The organism is Pontibacter sp. E15-1, from assembly GCF_022601975.1.
Taxonomy (GTDB): domain Bacteria; phylum Bacteroidota; class Bacteroidia; order Cytophagales; family Hymenobacteraceae; genus Pontibacter.
Map to the genome: position 1 here is coordinate 343,211 of NZ_JAKVIR010000001.1, position 17,735 is coordinate 360,945.

Below are 17,735 nucleotides of genomic sequence, written 5' to 3' on the forward strand. Positions count from 1 at the left end.
CTGGTGCAACGCGCAAATCATACCCAAAGGTACGCCCCGGCCTTTAGTAATCGCACAAGGGAGGTATAAAAAAAGCAGCCCCCGCCAGAGGGCTGCCCTACCTATATGGTATACCTTTCGTTTTCTACTGCAACACAACGCGCTTCACTACCTGGGCGTCGCCGGAAAGGATGCGCAGGAAATAGACGCCCGCGGCCAGCTTTTCGGTATGCAGGGTGATGCTGTTCTCGCCTGCTTTCAGCGACTTACGCACATCCAGCACGTTGGCCGATTGCGCATTTGTGAGGATAAAACGGGCCTCCCGGCCGCTCAGGTTTTTCAGGGCAATTTGCAGCTGCCCGGAAGCGGGAACCGGGTATACCTGTATGGCGCGCTCCAATGCTTCGTTCTGGGTGCCCAGCGGGGCATTATACGTGAGCTTGTAAATGGCGTGGGCTTTGTCGTCGGAGATGTATAGCTCGCCGTTTTTCCCGATCGCCACGTCCACGGGCCTGCTGTAGGCCTCGGTAGAGTCGCTGTTCAGGAACCCTCCCACCACATCCACCGGATCTCCGGGTGTGCCGTTTTGCCAGGGGAAGTAGATGATCTTGTATCCCGTGGCCTTCGAGCGGTTCCAGGAGCCGTGCAGGGCCACCAGCGCCCCGTTGCGGAACGCCTGCGGCAAGGCGGAGCCCTGCGTAAAGTTGAACCCGAGCGGGGCAGAGTGTGCCGGGATGCCTTTCACGAAGCGATCCATAGCGGCGCAGTCCACGGTGCCGGTGCGGTTAAGCTGGTAGTCGTTAATGAAGGGCATGTTGTCCAGGCCGTTGCGCCCGTCGGAGTTGCAGAAAGGCCAACCGTAGTTGCCGCCGTCGCGCACCAGCGTAAAGCCCTCCGGCGGATTATTGTCTACGTACGACTGCACCACCTTCCCATACATCCCGGAGGCGTCATCGAAGGGATAGGCAATCTGGTCGCGGTTGTTGATCGTGACCCAGAGGTTGTTGGTGCCGGGCACAAAATCGAGCCCCTCGGCGTTGCGGATTCCCTCGGCAAACAGCCTTCGGTTCGCTCCGTCCGCATCATACATATAAATGGCCCCGCGCTTCGGGTTGCTCTGGGTGTCTTCCGTGCAGGCGTTGCAGGTAGAGGCGATGGAGACGTAGAGCTTGTGGTTGCGGTCGAGGGCGATGTTTTTGAGCACGTGGCCATACGTCCCCTGCAACTCCGACAGCGTTTCATCCGGCAGGTTGGCCACCACGATCTCCCGGCCTTTTGCCGACAGGTCGCCGGGGGTATAGGTATACCGGTTGATCTGGTTTTTCTCCGCAATGTATACATACTGCGTCTCCCCGATCTGATGGAACACGATGTCGTGTGGCCGCTGCAGCCCGCTCACGTAGTCGTAGCTGATGATATTGCCGCTTGCATCGGGGCGCAGTACCCGCACCTTGCCATCCCAGGGCATCGACACAAAAAGGTCGCCGTTGGGTGCCACGGCCATAAAGCGGGCGCCACTCACGCGGGCGTATACCTCCAGCCCAAAGTTTTGCGGCACTGTGGCAAAGCGGTCTACGTTAAAAGGCGCCGCCCGCATACCTTCCGGCACGGCCAATTTTACTGTAACAGAGGCCGTAGGCGGCGCAGTCTGGGCCTGCGCGGCGGCAGAAAGCAAGGTAAGCCCCAGCAGGGGTATGGTCAGAAAGTACTTGAAACGCATAGACAAAACGTGTAAAACAGTGAGCAAACAGCACGACAGAAGACAATCCATCACTCTAAAACACGTACAAGCCGTGTTTTATACCCACTTTATAGCCTGGAAAAATTTAAGAACGTGACGCGGTGCCTCTAGAAGGACACCTACTTGTATTCAAATCGGGGAGAAAGGTTGCGCTGCCGGAGCGTTATTTAAAACGGAACACGCCCAGTTTCCGCACCTCCTCCTGCCGCTGGTACCAGTCGTTGTACACCAACTCCACCTGCTGCACCCGCGTGCTCCCGAATGCGTGGGCTCTGAACTCCTGAAGCTTTTCTAAAAAAGCCGCCGCATTTCGGAGGGGTTCCCTGAACCGGACTACCGTGCTGTGCGCGGTCTGCAACACGTACCGGCTGTCGATGCTGTGGCGCAGGGGGGAGCTTTTCAGGCGCTGCCGCAGCCTGTCGCGGAGCGCGTTCAGTTGGCCCGTTTCCGGAAACCCTTGCACCATGATACAGGCCGGAGAAGCCGTAACTCCGCGGTAATCAATCCTGAACGGGGCAACATCGGTCATACACTCCTGCAAAACAGCCACATACTCCCCCACCTCAATGCTCTCCAACCGGAAGCCGGTATGGCACGAGATAATGGACAGCACGGTGGTATGGATGTCGGAGGACGGGTAATAATACTGGTTTGGCTCCAGTTGCTTCAGTTCCTGCAGGAACGCTGCGATATTTTTTTTCACGGCATCTTCCGGCCGGAAAAGCTGCGTGATGCCATACCTGTCGTCGTGCGCCGATGTCAGGTATGGGTCGATTTCAAATCTGCCTAGCCGGAATTCTTGGAGGGAATTTTCCCAAAGCGCGGCATAGTGATTCTCTAACTCCATGGCCTCTTCTGTTGGTCGTCTTACCCAAACAGCGCGTTCGTGAACTTTACCTTGATGTTGGTCTGGAAGTTGGCGATGGTCTTGAAAATCTCCTTTAGGGTTACCTGCTCAATCTTGGTCAGGCTCCGGATGACGATGAAGTTCTCCGGCTCCGATTTGTCGCTGATGATCTGGGTTGCCTGCTTTTTGAGCCGCATGCTCATCAGGTAGTAGTAAGACTGCATTAGCTCGTGGTACTCGTTCTCGGTGAACACCCCCTTCTGCATGAGGGCCTCCAGCCGCTCCCCGGTGTTGGTCTTGAAGATCCGGTGCTGCAGGGCGTATACCCGCACCAGGTCCACGATGGGCGTCATTGCTTTTTTTATGTTAAATACCTCCTGGCTCCCGACGGTAAAGGTGCGGATGTTTTTGAAGTAGGTGAGCGGCGGCTCGTACTGTATGGCGTTGTTGGCCATATGGTATAGGAAGCGGCCCAGCGGCTTCTGCATCTCCTCGTCCAGAAAACCGCGCAGCTCGTCCATGATGGCTTCCTCGCCGAAGATGAAGCGGCAGTCGAAAAACGCGGCGAACTTCATCACCCTGTCGGGGTCCGGCTCTTTCATCCAACTCACGTAGTTGCGCTTCCAGTGCGAGAGCGAGTGCGTCCATTTGGGGTTTTTGGCCATGTAGCCGCCGGTGCAGAAGCTAAACCCGATCTTGTCGAGCCTGTCCGACACCTCTTCGGCAAAGCTCAGGAAGTACTCCCGCACCAGCTCGCGCTGCTCGTTGGCCTTGTCTTCGTAGATAATGGCGTTGTCCTGGTCCGTTTTGAGCGTCTGCTCTTTGCGGCCCTCGCTGCCCAACACAATAAAGGCGAATTTGGCGGGCGGTGTGCCCATCTCGTCGATCACGCTTTCAATCACCTTCAGGGCAATGGTGTCCGACACGGTGGTGATGACCTGGTTCACGATCTCGGGCTTCACACCGCGGTTCAGCAGCTGGTACACAATCTCCGGCACTTTCTGCCAGCGCCGGCGCAACTCGTCTACAGAACGGGCCAGTTTTACCGACTGGATGAACATGAACGGCGATTGCGCCTGCTCGCTCAACAGCTTGTTCCGGCTGATAAAGCCCAGATACTGGCCGTTTTCCTCCAGCAGCAGGTAGCGCGTCTGCGTCCGGAACATCAGCAAAATCGCCTCATACACATACCGTTGCGTATTGATAGAGACAATCGGGTTGTCCATGATGCTGCTGACGGGGCTGTGCACATCCACTTGCTGCGCCACCACGTTGTCGCGCAGCGTAATGTCCGTTACGTAGCCAGCCACCCGGCCCTGCGCGTCTTGCACAAACAGGCAGCTTACTTTCTGCTCGGCCATCAGCTTGGCCACCTGGTAAACAGGCGTGTCGGGCAGGCAGTGCACCAGCTCCCGATACTCCATGCTCTCAATCTTGCGCGAATACAGCTGATCGGAGACGATGTAGTTCTGCTCGAAGTTGGTGGGTTTCTTCACGAAGTGGGCATACTCATCGTCCATCATCCGCTTGCCAAACTCCCCGGTGAAGAACTGGAAGAACGCCTCGTTTGTCTGGCAGAGCGCCCGGAAGTCGCGGCGATGCAGGAAATACACGCAGGTGCCCTTCTTGGCGATCACGGAGCGGAGCGACTTCTTGCGATTGAGCAGCACCGAGACGCCACCGTAGCAGTAGCCTTTGTGGTGCAGCTCGATCACGCGCTTGTTTTGGTCGGAGTCGTAAAAGAAGGCCTCATACTCCCCGTCCACGATGATGTCCACGCCGCGCATCTTCGTCACCTCCTGGTGGTAAATGAGCGTGTCTTTGGTATAGCGCACCTCCTGCAGCAACTCGGCTACCCCCAGCAGCACGTCTTCGGAGAGCACGTTGAAGGGCTGCACCGTTTTCAGAAACTCAAGCTGATCCGTCATATCCAGTACCTAATAAAAAGCGTGATGAAGAACACTAACAAGAAGACAAGGCCACAGCCCGTCTTATTTTTGAAGGAATCCTTTCTGGGCGGCACGGCTTCCTGCCTGTCGATCAGGGCGTCGTTGATGTCGCCAAGACGCACCAGCTCAAAGAAGCACCTGGCCGTCGCCTTGGCGTCGAACAAGGCATTGTGCTGGTTCTCGAAGGGCTCCCCGAAGAGTCGCTCATACATCTCCCCCAAACGCAGGAAACGCTGATGCGGGCGCAGCAAAAAGTCGGTGGAGGCGAGCATGGTGCAAAAAAGCGGCAGCCCCAGCAGCGGATTTGGCATGCCGGCCCTGTGATAGCCCACGCCCACCATGTGGTAATCCAGCTGCATGAAATGAGCAACCACCAACGGCTGGTATTCCTGCAGGTCGGCGGTGAGTTGCAGGAGCGCCTCTTCGCGCTGCACGCCCCGCTCCTGTATAAACTCCTGCGTGATGCCGTGTATTTTGAGAGAGACCGGCGAGATTTCGAAATCCTCATCGCGCACATAATAGTTCACCGCCTTTACCTCCTTTCCCTCCCTGGTATAAATGGCCCAGGCCACCTGCACCGAGCAGGGCCAGTTGGTGTTGTCTGCGTACGGGGCGTTCCAGTTTTGGGGTATACCGGTTGTTTCGGTATCAATAAACAGTAAATACTCTCTCACGGCCTTAAAGTAGGTATAAATTCGGCAAGTGAAAAATGAGCAGCGGATTTACCAGATACACAGAAATGTCTTTATCTTAGTTGGCAGGAAAATAGGCTAACAAACAGGGAAATATAGTATGGCTGGCAGGAGTTAGGTACAGGACTTTCGCATAGCTGCCCTTGTTGCGTCTTTTGACCAACAAGTTGTTGGTGAGAACATACAACAACGGCAGGCTGAAGACTGCGTTCGCTCCGTGTTTAGATTAGATGCGAAAGTCCTGGGGTATTTATGATAGCTGAAAGTTAGGTGGCTTTTTGAATTAAGGCATACAAAATGCCGCTTTGCCTGCACTCAATGAGCAGGAAAAGCGGCATTAATTTTATCGACAGGTTGAAACGTTTATATATAAATCAGTCTACTGCCAACCCACTACCAGCAACTAAATAGCTTTCGCTTTCTCTTTCAGCCAGGCGAGTTCCTCCGCATCCAGGTATGGGCCTAGCTGCTCCACTACCTGCTGGTTGTAGTCGTTCAGCCATTTGATCTGGTGCGCCTCCAGTAACTCTTTCTTCACCGGCGTGGTGTCGACCAGGGCCATGGTGAGGTGCTCGAAGGTATAAAATTGCCCAAACTCGTTTGCCTCATCCTCCACGGTCAGTACCAGGTTCTCGATGCGGATGCCGTGCTTGCCGGTGCGGTAAATGCCCGGCTCCACCGACGAAATCATACCCAACTCAATGTCCACGGGTGTTGGAGACGGATTGAAGACATGCGGCCCTTCGTGCACGTTCAGGAAGAAGCCCACGCCATGCCCGGTGCCGTGACCGTAATTGCGGGCGTGGTCCCAGAGTGGCTTGCGCGTGATGGCGTCGATCTGGTAGCCGCGCGTGCCTTTCGGGAAACGCGCCGTGGATCCGTCAATCATGCCTTTCAGCACCATGGTATAATCAATACGCTCCTCCTCGGTCAGGTTGCCCAGCGATACCACGCGGGTGATGTCGGTGGTACCGGTCTGGTACTGCCCGCCCGAATCCACCAGAAAAAGGCCGTCCGGCTGCAGGTCGGCGTCGCTTTCGGGGGTTACGCGGTAGTGCGGCAGGGCACCATGCGCCTTGTAGCCGGCAATTGTGTCGAAACTCTCGCCCACAAAACCCTCCTGCTGCGCCCGGAACTCCCTCACCTTGTCGGCCACCGACAGCTCCGTGATGCGGGTTTTGCCGATGTTCTCCTCCAGCCACTTGAAGAAGCGGGTCAGGGCCACGCCGTCTTTGATCATGGTTTTGCGGGTATTGGCAACCTCCACCTCATTCTTCACGGCTTTGAAGAAAGTGGTGGGATTTGTATCCTGCACCACGCGCACCGACTTCGGCAACTCCTTATATAAGGCATAGCAATTTCGCTTCGGGTCGATGAAGACGCTGGCCTTGTCGGGCAGGGCGGCAATGGCCTTTTCCACCAGTTCGTAGGCTTCCAGTTCCACGCCCGAGGCGATCAGGGTTTGCTGGTCTTCGGCGCTTAACTTGGATGTGTTGATAAAGAGGATGGCCGCCTCCTGGCTGATGAGGGCAAAGCTAAGCACCACCGGGTTGCACTTCACGTCTGAGCCCCGCAGGTTAAAGAGCCAGGCCATGTCGTCGAGCGACGAGAGGAGGTGATAGTCGGCGCGCTGCTTTTTCAGGGCAGTGCGCAGCCGCTCCAGCTTGCTTTGCAGCGACTCGCCAACGGTTTCCTCTCCCACCAAGTAGGCCGGGGCAACAGGCAAGGAGGGCCTGTTTTGCCAGATCGGGTCGAGGTAGTCGCGGTCGCTGCTGAGCAGGATGCCGCGCGGCGAGAGCTGTGCCTCCAGCAGTTGGGCAAGTCCCACGGAAATCAGCTTGGCGTCGAAAGCGACGGTGGCACCCTCCGGCAGGCGGTCGGCGAGCCAGGTGATGTACTCCGGGGCTTGCTGCTGCTGCAGGGGCACCAGCTCGAAGCCGCTCCCAGCCAGTTGCTCCTTGCCCTGCACAAAATAGCGTGCGTCGGTCCAGAGCCCGGCAAAGTCGTCGGTGATCACCAGCGTCCCTGCCGAGCCGCTAAACCCGGAGGCAAACGCTATGCACTGGTAGCGGTCTGGCAGGTACTCGCTGATATGCGGGTCGGCCGAGGGTATGATGTATGCGCTAACGCCCTCCCCTTTCATCTGACTCCGGATGGCAGCTAATTTTTCTGGATATGTCATTTGCTCAGTTTTTCGGTTTGAGGCAAATTAAGAAAAGATGGGCGGAAATGCGCACAAAAGCACTTCTAATGGCAATTTACGCGGCTTCGCTTCAGTGCAGGTATAAAAGTCGCCTCCAAACAATGAATGCTATACCTGCGCTTTGAGCTAAGCATAACTGCAACCGAAATAAAAATAGCGGGGAGTTGAAGAGAAAAAGCTATATTAGATATTCGATGCCTTTTCTGCTTTGATTCTGTGATGGAGGGCTTTAGGCAATCAGCGTAGGTGCAAGGCATAGCTGTCACTGGCTTTTTGTAGCTTCACCAGCAGCATGTTCTTAGACTAATTTTCTGTTAACCTATATAATGCACGCTATAAATCCACGATGAGCAAAAATCTATACCTCAATGCCCTGCTTTTTAGCGCTGTATGCCTGAGCACGGCCTGCAGCAGCAGCGAAAACAAAGCGATGACCGGCCAGCCCCTCACGCAGGCAAGCGAGACAATGGCCGAATCAGGCTTTAGGGAGGCCGCTGACCAATACAAGGTACTGATGGCACGGCTGCCCGAAGGCCGGTTGCCGAAAACCTATTATCAGAAAAGCGACTCGCTCGAGACCAGTGGTTCAGGGTGGTGGACCAGCGGGTTTTACCCGGGCACGCTGCTATACCTCTATGAGGAGACAGGAGACAAAGCGTTGCTCGAGGAGGCACAGCGCGTGCTGCAGTTGCTGGAAAAAGAGCAGTTCAACACCGCTACCCACGACCTGGGCTTTATGATGTTCGACAGCTTTGGCAATGCCAACCGCATCAGCCCTAGTCCTGCCTACAAGCAGATCCTGCTGAACAGTGCCAAGTCGCTGTCGACCCGCTTTAACCCGAAGGTAGGCGCCATCCGCTCCTGGAACTCGAAGCCTGAAGACTTCCTGGTGATCATTGACAATATGATGAACCTGGAACTGCTCTTCTGGGCCACAGAAGTAACAGGGGATTCCGCATACTACGAACTCGCGGTGACGCACGCCAACACCACCATGAAGCACCACTTCCGCCCCGATTACAGCTCCTACCACGTCATCAACTACAATCCCGCCACCGGGGAAGTCCAGCAGAAAAAAACGGCTCAGGGCGCAGCCGACGCATCGGCCTGGGCACGGGGGCAGGCCTGGGGACTCTATGGGTATACCGCTACGTACCGGGCCACCAAAGATGCGGCATACCTGCAGCAGGCCCAACAGATCGCCGACTTCATGCTACAGCACCCCAACCTGCCAGCAGACAAGATCCCGTACTGGGACTTCAACGCGCCAAACATACCGGATGCCCCGCGCGACGCCTCAGCAGCCGCCATCATGGCCTCTGCCCTGCTTGAGCTGAGCCAGTATGTGGAGCAGGCCAAAAGCCAGGAGTATAAAAGCGCCGCAGAAACTATCCTGCAGCACCTGTCTGCTGACAGGTATAAAGCTGCTCCCGGCACCAATGGCGGCTTCCTGCTGAAGCACAGCGTGGGCCACCTGCCTGGGGGCACCGAGGTAGACGTGCCGCTTACCTACGGCGACTACTATTATATAGAGGCACTGAAACGCAACAAGAAACTTGCTGAGTAAAGCTGCCAGCTAGTGCTTCGCCAAATTAAAAATTAGAAATTCAAGAATTAGAAAATGAGGTATAAAAGCCGTTTCTATTCATATAAAAGCAATCGCTAATAAAAGCAATCGCTAATTCTGGTGATTAAATTGGTCGTGTACTACAAATAGCGGATCCTGGGGCTGTCCGCGCGTTTGGCCGGGGTAGATGTGCCGAAACAGGCACTGGCTTTTGCTGCCAGATGCTACTAAAGGCGCAAATCATTTTACCACCAACTAATTTTAATCCTATATCCAAAGCCTTACTTCTCACTGATTCCTCGCTTGTCTGGGGAGCGTGAGGGTATGGCTTTATATATGAAAGGTTATACATTCATTTGAAATATACAAAAATTAAATTTTCAATACAGTATACATTTATTTGCATAACAAAGAATTTGAATTGATTTAAATTATCAAATGTATAAATATTAGTGCCAATACATGAAAATAAAGAAGAATATGGCCAATATTTTATTTTTTTCGTAGCGATACCATACAACCTATGTTTTTATTCTCTATCTTAGATCATCAGTTAGCTTTAAGATCATGGAATACAACATTATCAACGCCCCGACATTAGAGATATTAGCATCAGAAGTAGCAGGCTTTATACCGAAGGGCTGGAAGTTGAAAGGCGCCATTCTGGAGCATACCAAGGGATACGCACAGCAGATCGTGCGCCATCCAAAAGATAGTATCCGCTTGCAGCAGCAGTACGCGCAGCATCCTGTGCAGGCTCCGGCCCGCCAGCGGCGCACCAAGTGGATCGAGTAGTGCCTTGCCGTAACATTTAGCCAAAGTGTGAGCCATTTCCGGCCTTGTCTTTTCGTGAAGAAAGCTTGGAGATGGTTTTTTTACGCCTTTCTCCGTTCACTTCCCTCTCTTCCCGGGCAGTTCCCTGTCTTCTTTGTCTTATCCCTATGCGGGCGATAGTGGCAGCTTACAGCAGCCGCCCACACCCATTTATGCACATTCCCCCTGCAGGTTGCTTGCGCCAGGCCAGGGATAACGCTGTGCGCACCCTCATGAAAAACTGTGCAAAAAAACAGGGGCACCCAGCTCCGAATCGCCGAATAACACCGCACCGCCAGGCAGACCGATGCAACCCGAAAGTATCGGGGCAGACCAAACGCCCGGCACATTATATCCTCCCCAAAACTGCGTCTGCACGGCCTACGGACAGGCACATATACAAACTTTAAAATATTTCATCTAAAACGGTATCCTTTTGGAAAAGGAAAAGTATATATGGCTACACCAATTTTTGGTATCCGTAAAATTCTAAGTCCGAAACATTATCTGTACAACGTTCACACGTTTCAACTGTGTTGAACCCAAACACCACCCTTAAACACATAAAATGAGAAGTATCTGTTATTTTCTCTTGCTTTTGCTTGTAACTACCTCGTGCCTTACAAAAAAGGAAATCGTGTACATGCAAAACTCCAACCTGAAAGAGCAAACCCCCACTGCCTTCAACACACCTTACAGCAGCTACAAACTACAGGCAAACGACGTCCTCTCCATCAAGGTGCTGAGCGTTGACCCTGAGATGTCTGAGTTGTTCAACATTGTGAACCCTTCGAGCGCATTTGGCGTTTCGGACCCGGGCAGTATGTATCTGAGCGGTTACTCGATCGACAACGAGGGGTCTATCAACCTGCCAACTGTGGGCAAGCTGCAGGTGGCGGGCATGACGACAACGCAGGCGCAGGACCTGATACAGCGCGGGTTGAGCCGCTATATAAACGATGCAACGGTAGTGGTGAAGATGATCAGCTTTAAGATAAGTGTGTTGGGCGATGTAAGCAGACCGGGATATTTCTATATCTACAGTGAGCGGGCCAACCTGTTGGAGGGCCTGGGCATGGCCGGTGACCTGACGCGGGGGGCGAACCGCCAGAACGTGAAGCTGATTCGCCAAACCCCTGAGGGTAACGAGGTTGTGCTCTTAGACCTGACAGACCCTAACCTCGTACAATCAAAATATTATTACTTGAAGCCAAATGATGTCCTCTATGTAGAGCCTCGTCAAACGCAGCTGAAGCGCGATAACCTGGTGATTGTTAGCGCGGTGCTGGGTGTGGTGTCGACGGCGGCTTTGTTGGTCAATTTTTTTGTGAAATAGTCGCATGAAACGAAATAAAAAAGAACACGAGATAGATATAAAAAGCTGGCTTTTCAAGTTCCAGTCGAAGTGGTACCTCTTCCTTGCCTTCGCCGTGCTGGCACTGGCGGCAGGATATGTATATGTAAAAGCGTCGCCACGGGTATATGCCTTTAGCGCCACCCTCCTCCTCGGCGACCAGCAGACTGGCTCAAAAAAGGCGCAGGAACTTCTGGAAGTGCTGCAGGTGCAGAGCAAAGGGATAAAAGTAGAGGACGAGATCGGTCTGCTGCAATCGGATGAGATGGTAAAGCAGGCCCTGCAGAAACTCGACTATACCGTAGCCTATTATAAGGTAACCAACCATTGGCTCAATAATATCTCCGACATTGAGGTGGAAGAGCAGTATGAGTCATCTCCCTATACCGTTAAGCTGGATACTGCCTCTTACCAGCTTGTGGACCTGCCGCTGGTGGTGCGTATCCTCAACGACACGCAGTATGAGTTGACGGCCGAAGGCGAGCACATCGCCCGCTATAACCTGAAAGACCATACCGTGGTGGAATCGTTGCCGGAAGTGAGCTTCACGAAAGTGCTGGAGTTCGGCAAGCCCTATCGCGACAAGTACATGAGCTTTACGCTGGAGAAAAGCGACGCAGGCATGATTGCGCCGGGCAAGAAGTACTACTTTGTGGTGAACAGCCTGGAGAGCCTCGTGAACCAATACAAGGGCACGCTGCAGGCCACCCCGATCGAGCGCGAGTCGCGCATGCTGCGGGTAACGAGCAAGGGCAGCATCCCCGACAAGCAAATAAACTTCCTGAACACGCTGCTGCAGGAGTATGTGAAGAACGACCTGGAAGAGAAAAACCGAAACGGCCGCAAAACCCTCGAGTTTATCGACGGGCAGCTGGCCTCGCTCTCAGACTCGCTGAACCAAAGCAAGCAGGCGCTGTCTTCTTTCCGCTCCGACAAGCGCATTTCTAACGTAGGCATGCAGTCCAACATCAGCTTCGAGAAACTCTCGATGCTGGAGTCTGAGAAAGCCCGCCTGCGCACCGACAAGTCTTACTTCGAGACGATCCTGGACCAGGTGCAGAACGGAAACGGCATCGCGCAGTCTGTATCCCCTTCTGTGGCCGGCATCCAGAATCCGATCCTGAGCACCCTGTTTCTGCAGCTTTCGGAGCTGAACAAAGAGAAGGCGGGCATACAGGTGAACGCAACGGAGAACAACCCGAAACTGGTGAAGCTGGAGAGTGAGATCCTTAGCACCCGCAGGGCCATTGAGGCAAACCTGAAGAACCTCATCCGCTCCGCCGACATCTCCATCGCTGACGTGAACGACCGCATCACCAAAACAGAGAGTGCCATCGCGCAGATGCCGGAGAACGAGCGCCGCCTGACCGACCTGCAGAGCCAGTCGGACTTCATCGACAAGAAGTATGACTTCCTGCTGGAGAAGCGCGCTGAGGCGGCCATCTCGCTGGCAACCAACACGACAGACAAAAAAGTGGTAGACCACGCGTCGATGGCGGGCAACGCCCCCGTGAACGTGAAGCCGAAAATGATCTACCTGCTGGCCCTGATGATTGGCCTGGCCATACCTGCCGGACTGATTGTGCTGATGAGCAACGCAGACAACACCATACAGGGCAAGGATGATCTGGGCAACATCACCAACATCCCTTTCCTGGGTGTGGTGGCACATGGCACCAAGTCAGACAAGCTGGCGGTGAAGAACAACCCGAAGTCGGCTATAGCTGAGTCCTTCCGGTCGCTCCGCATCAATTTGCAGTACCTGATGGGGAACAAGAGCTTTAAGGTCATCGGGGTTACGTCCTCCATCTCGGGAGAGGGTAAAACGTTCTGCTCGGTTAACCTGAGCTCAGAGCTGGCCATGGCCGGCAAGCGGGTCGTGCTTATCGAGTCGGATATGCGCAAACCCACTTTCGGCAAGTACTTCAACGTGTCGGATGCCCTGGGCCTGTCGTCCTTCCTTTCGCAGCCCGATCTGCCGCTGGAGGACGTGATTCAGCCATCTGAGGTGGACAATCTGGATGTGATCTCATGCGGCCCGATACCTGTCAGCGCCATACAGTTGCTGGAACAGCCCAAGATGCATGCGCTGATCGCGCAGTTAAAGGAACGCTACGATTACATTGTGATTGACACGCCCCCGATTGGCTTTGTGTCAGAATACTTCATCATGATGCAGCACATGGACGTGAACCTGTATGTTGTGAAGCACAAGTACACCGAGAAGAACCTGCTCGACCAGGTAAACGAGCTGTACGCCGACAAACGGGTGAAGAACATGTACATGATCATCAACGACCTGAACTACGACAAAACCTACGAGTACGGTTATAAGAAAAAAGGCAGTTATTATTACGCCTAAACGCGCTCACCTGAAACCATACTACCCCCAAGAGCCAGCATCATTTTGCCGGCTCTTGGTTCACCCAGCCCTTTGTTATACAGCGCATGAGTAAGGAAATTGCCTCAAAAGCAGTCAGTGGATTAAAATGGGGATCGGCGGCCACGCTGGCCAACGCCGTAATGCAGATCGGCTACACCTCTGCCATGGCCCGCCTGCTGGCTCCGGAGGCGTTCGGTCTGGTGGCCATCGCCAGCGTCGTGCTCCGTTTCGGCAGTTATTTTGCGCATTTGGGCCTCTCGCAGGCAATTATACAGAAGGAGGAGCTGACAAAGGATAACGTCCGGGCGGCCTTCACTTCATCAACGCTTCTCGGTTTAGCCTTTTTAGGGCTGATATGGTTTTTAGCTCCTTTTGCCACCATGTTTTTTGACAATGCCTCGTTCCAAAGCGAGGCGGTAACACCAATTGTACGGATAATGGCTTTCTCGCTCCTCATCAACGGCCTGTCGTCTACGGCACTGAGCTTATCAGAGCGAAACATGCGGTTTAAGGAATTAAGCATCGTGGAAACAACTTCGTATGTCATCTCTTATTTAGGGGTAGGTGTGATATGTGCTTATCTGGGCTTCGGCGTTTGGAGCCTTGTATACGCCACCCTCACCCAAACTGCGCTTGTTGCGTTGGGGGCATATCTCATTGCGCGGCACAATGTAATTCCGCTGTTAAAGTGGGAAGCATACAAGCCCTTGTTCAATTACGGCAGCAAGATGTCTGTTATCAGCTTTCTGGAGTTCCTGAGCCAGGACATGGCAACGATACTCATCGGCAAGACACTCGGCCCCTATAAATTAGGTATCTATGACAGGGCCCACCGCTTGGTTAACCTGCCCATGTACATGCTAACCCGCACGATCAGCCGCGTCATATTCCCTTCTTTCAGCAAGTTACAGGCTGAAACAAAAAAGCTGGCTAAAGCCTATATATCCAGCACGACCCTTTTAGCCGCTATTATCATACCCACATGCTTCGGTTTGATGGTTGCTGCCCCAGAGGTAGTGTACATCCTGCTCGGAGATCAGTGGGGAGAGTCTATTCCGGTGTTGCAGGTGCTTTGCCTTGCGATCCCGCTGAGCTTTATCACGATGTTCGCGGGAATCGTATGCGATGCGAAAGCTGAACTGAACATCAAGATTGTGCTTACCCTGGTTTTTATCGGTGTGATAGCCGGGTTGTTTTTTGTGCTGAGGCAGTACGGGCTGATCGGGTTTGCGTTTGCCATACTGGCAGGCGAGCTGGTTCGGATCGGCTTTTACCAAACCGTCCTCAACCGCATTCTGGAGCTGTCTTACCTGGAGCAACTTAAGGTATACGTGCCTGGGTTGGTGAACGGCGTGCTCATCGCAGCAGTTATATATGCCCTTAGCGTCGCACTCCGAAGCATGGCGCTACCGAATCTTGCCGTACTGGCCTGCCAGATAACAACAGGCGCACTGCTTTTTATTATACTGACACTATTTTTCCCCCACAGAATCCTGAAAGCGCAGATTCACATGTTGCTTTCAAAGTTTGGTATCACCAAAAACTCATCCAGCTATTATGGCAGAATGTTTTTGAGATACAGCGAAGAGGAAATCAAAAGTACCGAAAGAATAGACTGAGATAATATTATGGTTATAGGAATATCTGGGCCTGTCGACATCGAGTTATTAGACTGTGATTTTAAGAACGAAACAGTACCCAAAACAAATTCATTTCCGCTTACCTCGCATTTTATCAATGCGCTAATCAAGCGCGGCCACTCTGTTATAGCCTATACCAATTCTGGGGATATCACGGAGCCTGTAGTGTTAAAAAGCGAGCAGGTGACGGTATGCATAGGCTGCACCAAGCCGCAGCCAGGCCGGAGATTCTTCAAATATGAGCGGGATCAGTTGCAGGCACTCATGCAAGAGCATCCGGCAGACATCATCTATGCTTTTTGGACCTATGAATTTGCCTGGGCCGCACTCAGCAGCGGTATCCCTACAGTGGTGAGCATACATGATATCGCGCATAAAATCCTGCTCAAGCAACCAGATATGTTTCGGCTGGTGCGCTTTTTCATGAACTACATCGTCATGCAAAAAGCCAAATGGCTGGTTGCCAATTCCATGTATACGTACGCTCAGCTTTCAGCCAGCGATAAAAAGAAAACGGTTGTTCTCAATAACTTTTACACCGAATACCTCGACACCTTAAAACCGGCCAACGTTGTAAAAGAAAATTATATCGTATCGGTGGTAATGGGATTTACCGAGCGCAAGGGTATACCCAAAGCCTTGCATGCGTTTGCCTTGCTCAGGCAAAAGTTCCCTTCTCTTGAGTACCGCCTTATCGGGGCCGATATGGAACCGGGGGGAGCCGCGCAAAAGTATGCCCGGAAGCATAACCTGGAGGATGGCGTGCAGTTCGTCGGGCCTCTCGCTCATACCGAGATTATACCACAGGTAGCCGCAGCCAAAGTCCTGCTGCATCCTTCAGTCGAGGAATCCTTCGGTATGGCAGTGCTTGAGTCTATGATTGTGGGCACACCCGTGGTAGGTGGCATGTATAGCGGCTTTGTTCCGTATCTCCTTAACAACGGCGATGCTGGCGTTCTCTGCAACATAAACTCAGCAGAAGAGATGGCAAAAAGCGTAGAGCGGCTGATCAAGGACCCTTCTTTTGCGGAGCTTATCACCTCGAAGGCGTACACATTTGCAAAGGCAAACTTTTCTGAAGAGGTTGTGATAGAGAAGCACCTCAGTCTGTACAGCACGATTCTAGGCACAAACAACGCCTGTAGCCCAGTTGCCACATTACAAAAATAGAAATGAAGCTGCCGCCTAACCGGCTGTTTTAGCACCCTGAGAATTATGAAGTTCAATTACAGTATCATATTTGCCATTCCGCTCATGATGATCATGTTTCTTGATCCCATGTACCTGGAGCTTTTGTCGGGCAACGATGAGGCTACTTTAGGCTCGGTTCTAAGCGTTTTGGTAAAATTGAATGCGGGCATCGCTTTCCTTTATAGTGCGTATCGGTTCCAGAGCATGTCGCCATATATGCGCCTCGTGTTTGTGTTGATCACGCTGTATGTGTTTGGCATGTGCATGGAGTCTTATTATAAGTACAATAGCTTTTTCATATACCCGCACGTGTTTCTAAGGCTGCTCCTGTTTTACTTTGTTTTCTTTATCTATACCTTCTATAAGAACAACGACTACCTGCAGCTGCGCTATATTATCAATTTTATACTGATAGGCTTTGTGCTCAATGTCGTGTTGATCCACCCGGACGCACTCAGCATTTCATCTTTTACGCATCACGAAAGGGGGGTGAACGCCACCACCATGTACATGTTGGTTATACCTTTCCTGTACTTCGCCAGCAAATACCTCTTCGAGGGAGGCATCTATAATCTAGCGATGAGCTTTATAGTTGTACTGGCAATCATTTTCTTCCAGCACCGAACGGTATGGGTTTGCATGGTATGCATCCTGGCATTGTATGTATACCTGGTTAAGTTTAAAGCCGAAACATCTGTAAACTTCGGAAAGCTAGTGCCGATCGCGTTTGTCATCGTGGTGTTGGCTATGGTAAGTAGCGCGTTCCTTTTTTCCACACACCCCGAAATCATCGCGAAAATCCAGGAGAACTTCTCCGATATAGAGAACCCCAGCGGCCAGGGCACCACGGGCGGCTGGCGCTACAACCAGTTTCTGTCGTATCTGCCTTTTATACAGGACAATTTCCTTATGGGCATGCGCTTCGAAGGCTTTGAGCTCCCTATCCAGTTTTACCGCGATGACATCGATGCGCCTGTGTTTGAAGACGGAAACGGCCACCACTTTCATAGTTTTTATGTCGATGTGCTGTTTTACGTGGGCCTGACAGGCATGGTACTTTTCATGATGATGCAGTTTTACGTAGTCAAAAAAGGGTTCGGCAGAAACGTCCTCAACGAAAAGCAAATCGTGATTCTCGCCTTCATCGTTAGTGGCTTTGTTTACGGTGTGTCCTATATCCTCCCCTATTTTTTCTACGCGTTCCTGGGGTTGGCCATCGCATACCTCGAACAGGCTGTCCCACACCACTCTTTTGTCTTGGAATCCGTCAGACGCAGGAAAGAAGCACTGCGCAATGCACGGGCAAACAAAATAAGTGACCTCCGATCAGTAACCCCACACTGAAAATAGCAGTACTGTTATATATAAAACCCTTA

12 protein-coding genes are annotated in these 17,735 nt (G+C 52.7%); 7 read left to right on the plus strand and 5 right to left on the minus strand.

The genetic code is table 11. The annotated features are described in order from the left end of the window. Positions 1-124: 124 nt before the first annotated feature. The 5 genes from MKJ04_RS01425 to MKJ04_RS01445 all read right to left on the minus strand — a co-directional run bounded on the left by MKJ04_RS01425 (position 125) and on the right by MKJ04_RS01445 (position 7,390). Positions 125-1,699, minus strand: coding sequence for a T9SS type A sorting domain-containing protein (locus MKJ04_RS01425; protein WP_241638546.1), 1,575 nt, complete (start codon positions 1,697-1,699; stop codon positions 125-127). A gap of 184 nt (positions 1,700-1,883) precedes the next feature. Continuing rightward, positions 1,884-2,567, minus strand: a complete 684-nt coding sequence (locus tag MKJ04_RS01430; protein ID WP_241638548.1) for a 2'-5' RNA ligase family protein — start codon at positions 2,565-2,567, stop codon at positions 1,884-1,886. Between the two features lie 20 nt (positions 2,568-2,587). After that, on the minus strand, positions 2,588-4,495 hold the full coding sequence (locus MKJ04_RS01435; RefSeq protein WP_241638550.1) for a DUF294 nucleotidyltransferase-like domain-containing protein: 1,908 nt from the start codon (positions 4,493-4,495) through the stop codon (positions 2,588-2,590). Next, complete coding sequence (locus MKJ04_RS01440) at positions 4,492-5,190, minus strand: exonuclease domain-containing protein (RefSeq protein ID WP_241638551.1); 699 nt, start codon at positions 5,188-5,190, stop codon at positions 4,492-4,494. The genes MKJ04_RS01435 and MKJ04_RS01440 overlap by 4 nt, the downstream gene beginning before the upstream one ends. A gap of 421 nt (positions 5,191-5,611) precedes the next feature. Next, complete coding sequence (locus MKJ04_RS01445) at positions 5,612-7,390, minus strand: aminopeptidase P family protein (RefSeq protein ID WP_241638553.1); 1,779 nt, start codon at positions 7,388-7,390, stop codon at positions 5,612-5,614. 367 nt (positions 7,391-7,757) lie between these two features. Here MKJ04_RS01445 and MKJ04_RS01450 point away from each other — a divergent pair, with 367 nt between their 5' ends. From MKJ04_RS01450 to MKJ04_RS01480, 7 genes are all read left to right on the plus strand, one after another. After that, a complete protein-coding gene (locus tag MKJ04_RS01450; protein WP_241638555.1) occupies positions 7,758-8,978 on the plus strand; it encodes a glycoside hydrolase family 88 protein in 1,221 nt (406 codons plus the stop codon). A 567-nt stretch (positions 8,979-9,545) separates the two neighbouring features. Further along, positions 9,546-9,773 carry a hypothetical protein gene (locus MKJ04_RS01455; RefSeq protein ID WP_241638557.1) on the plus strand — a complete coding sequence of 76 codons (228 nt, stop codon included), beginning with the start codon at positions 9,546-9,548 and terminating at the stop codon, positions 9,771-9,773. Positions 9,774-10,359: 586 nt separating this feature from the next. Next, positions 10,360-11,127 carry a polysaccharide biosynthesis/export family protein gene (locus MKJ04_RS01460; RefSeq protein WP_241638559.1) on the plus strand — a complete coding sequence of 256 codons (768 nt, stop codon included), beginning with the start codon at positions 10,360-10,362 and terminating at the stop codon, positions 11,125-11,127. Positions 11,128-11,131: 4 nt separating this feature from the next. Next, the gene (locus tag MKJ04_RS01465) at positions 11,132-13,507 is read left to right on the plus strand and encodes a GumC family protein (RefSeq protein WP_241638560.1); all 2,376 of its coding nucleotides are present in this window, start codon (positions 11,132-11,134) and stop codon (positions 13,505-13,507) included. Between the two features lie 86 nt (positions 13,508-13,593). Continuing rightward, complete coding sequence (locus MKJ04_RS01470) at positions 13,594-15,147, plus strand: lipopolysaccharide biosynthesis protein (protein ID WP_241638561.1); 1,554 nt, start codon at positions 13,594-13,596, stop codon at positions 15,145-15,147. A 9-nt stretch (positions 15,148-15,156) separates the two neighbouring features. Beyond that, entirely contained in the window at positions 15,157-16,338 is a 1,182-nt protein-coding gene (locus MKJ04_RS01475; protein ID WP_241638562.1) for a glycosyltransferase family 4 protein, read from the plus strand. A gap of 45 nt (positions 16,339-16,383) precedes the next feature. Then, positions 16,384-17,703 (plus strand): O-antigen ligase family protein, encoded by a 1,320-nt coding sequence (locus tag MKJ04_RS01480; RefSeq protein ID WP_241638563.1) that lies wholly within the window; start codon positions 16,384-16,386, stop codon positions 17,701-17,703. Positions 17,704-17,735 lie beyond the last annotated feature (32 nt).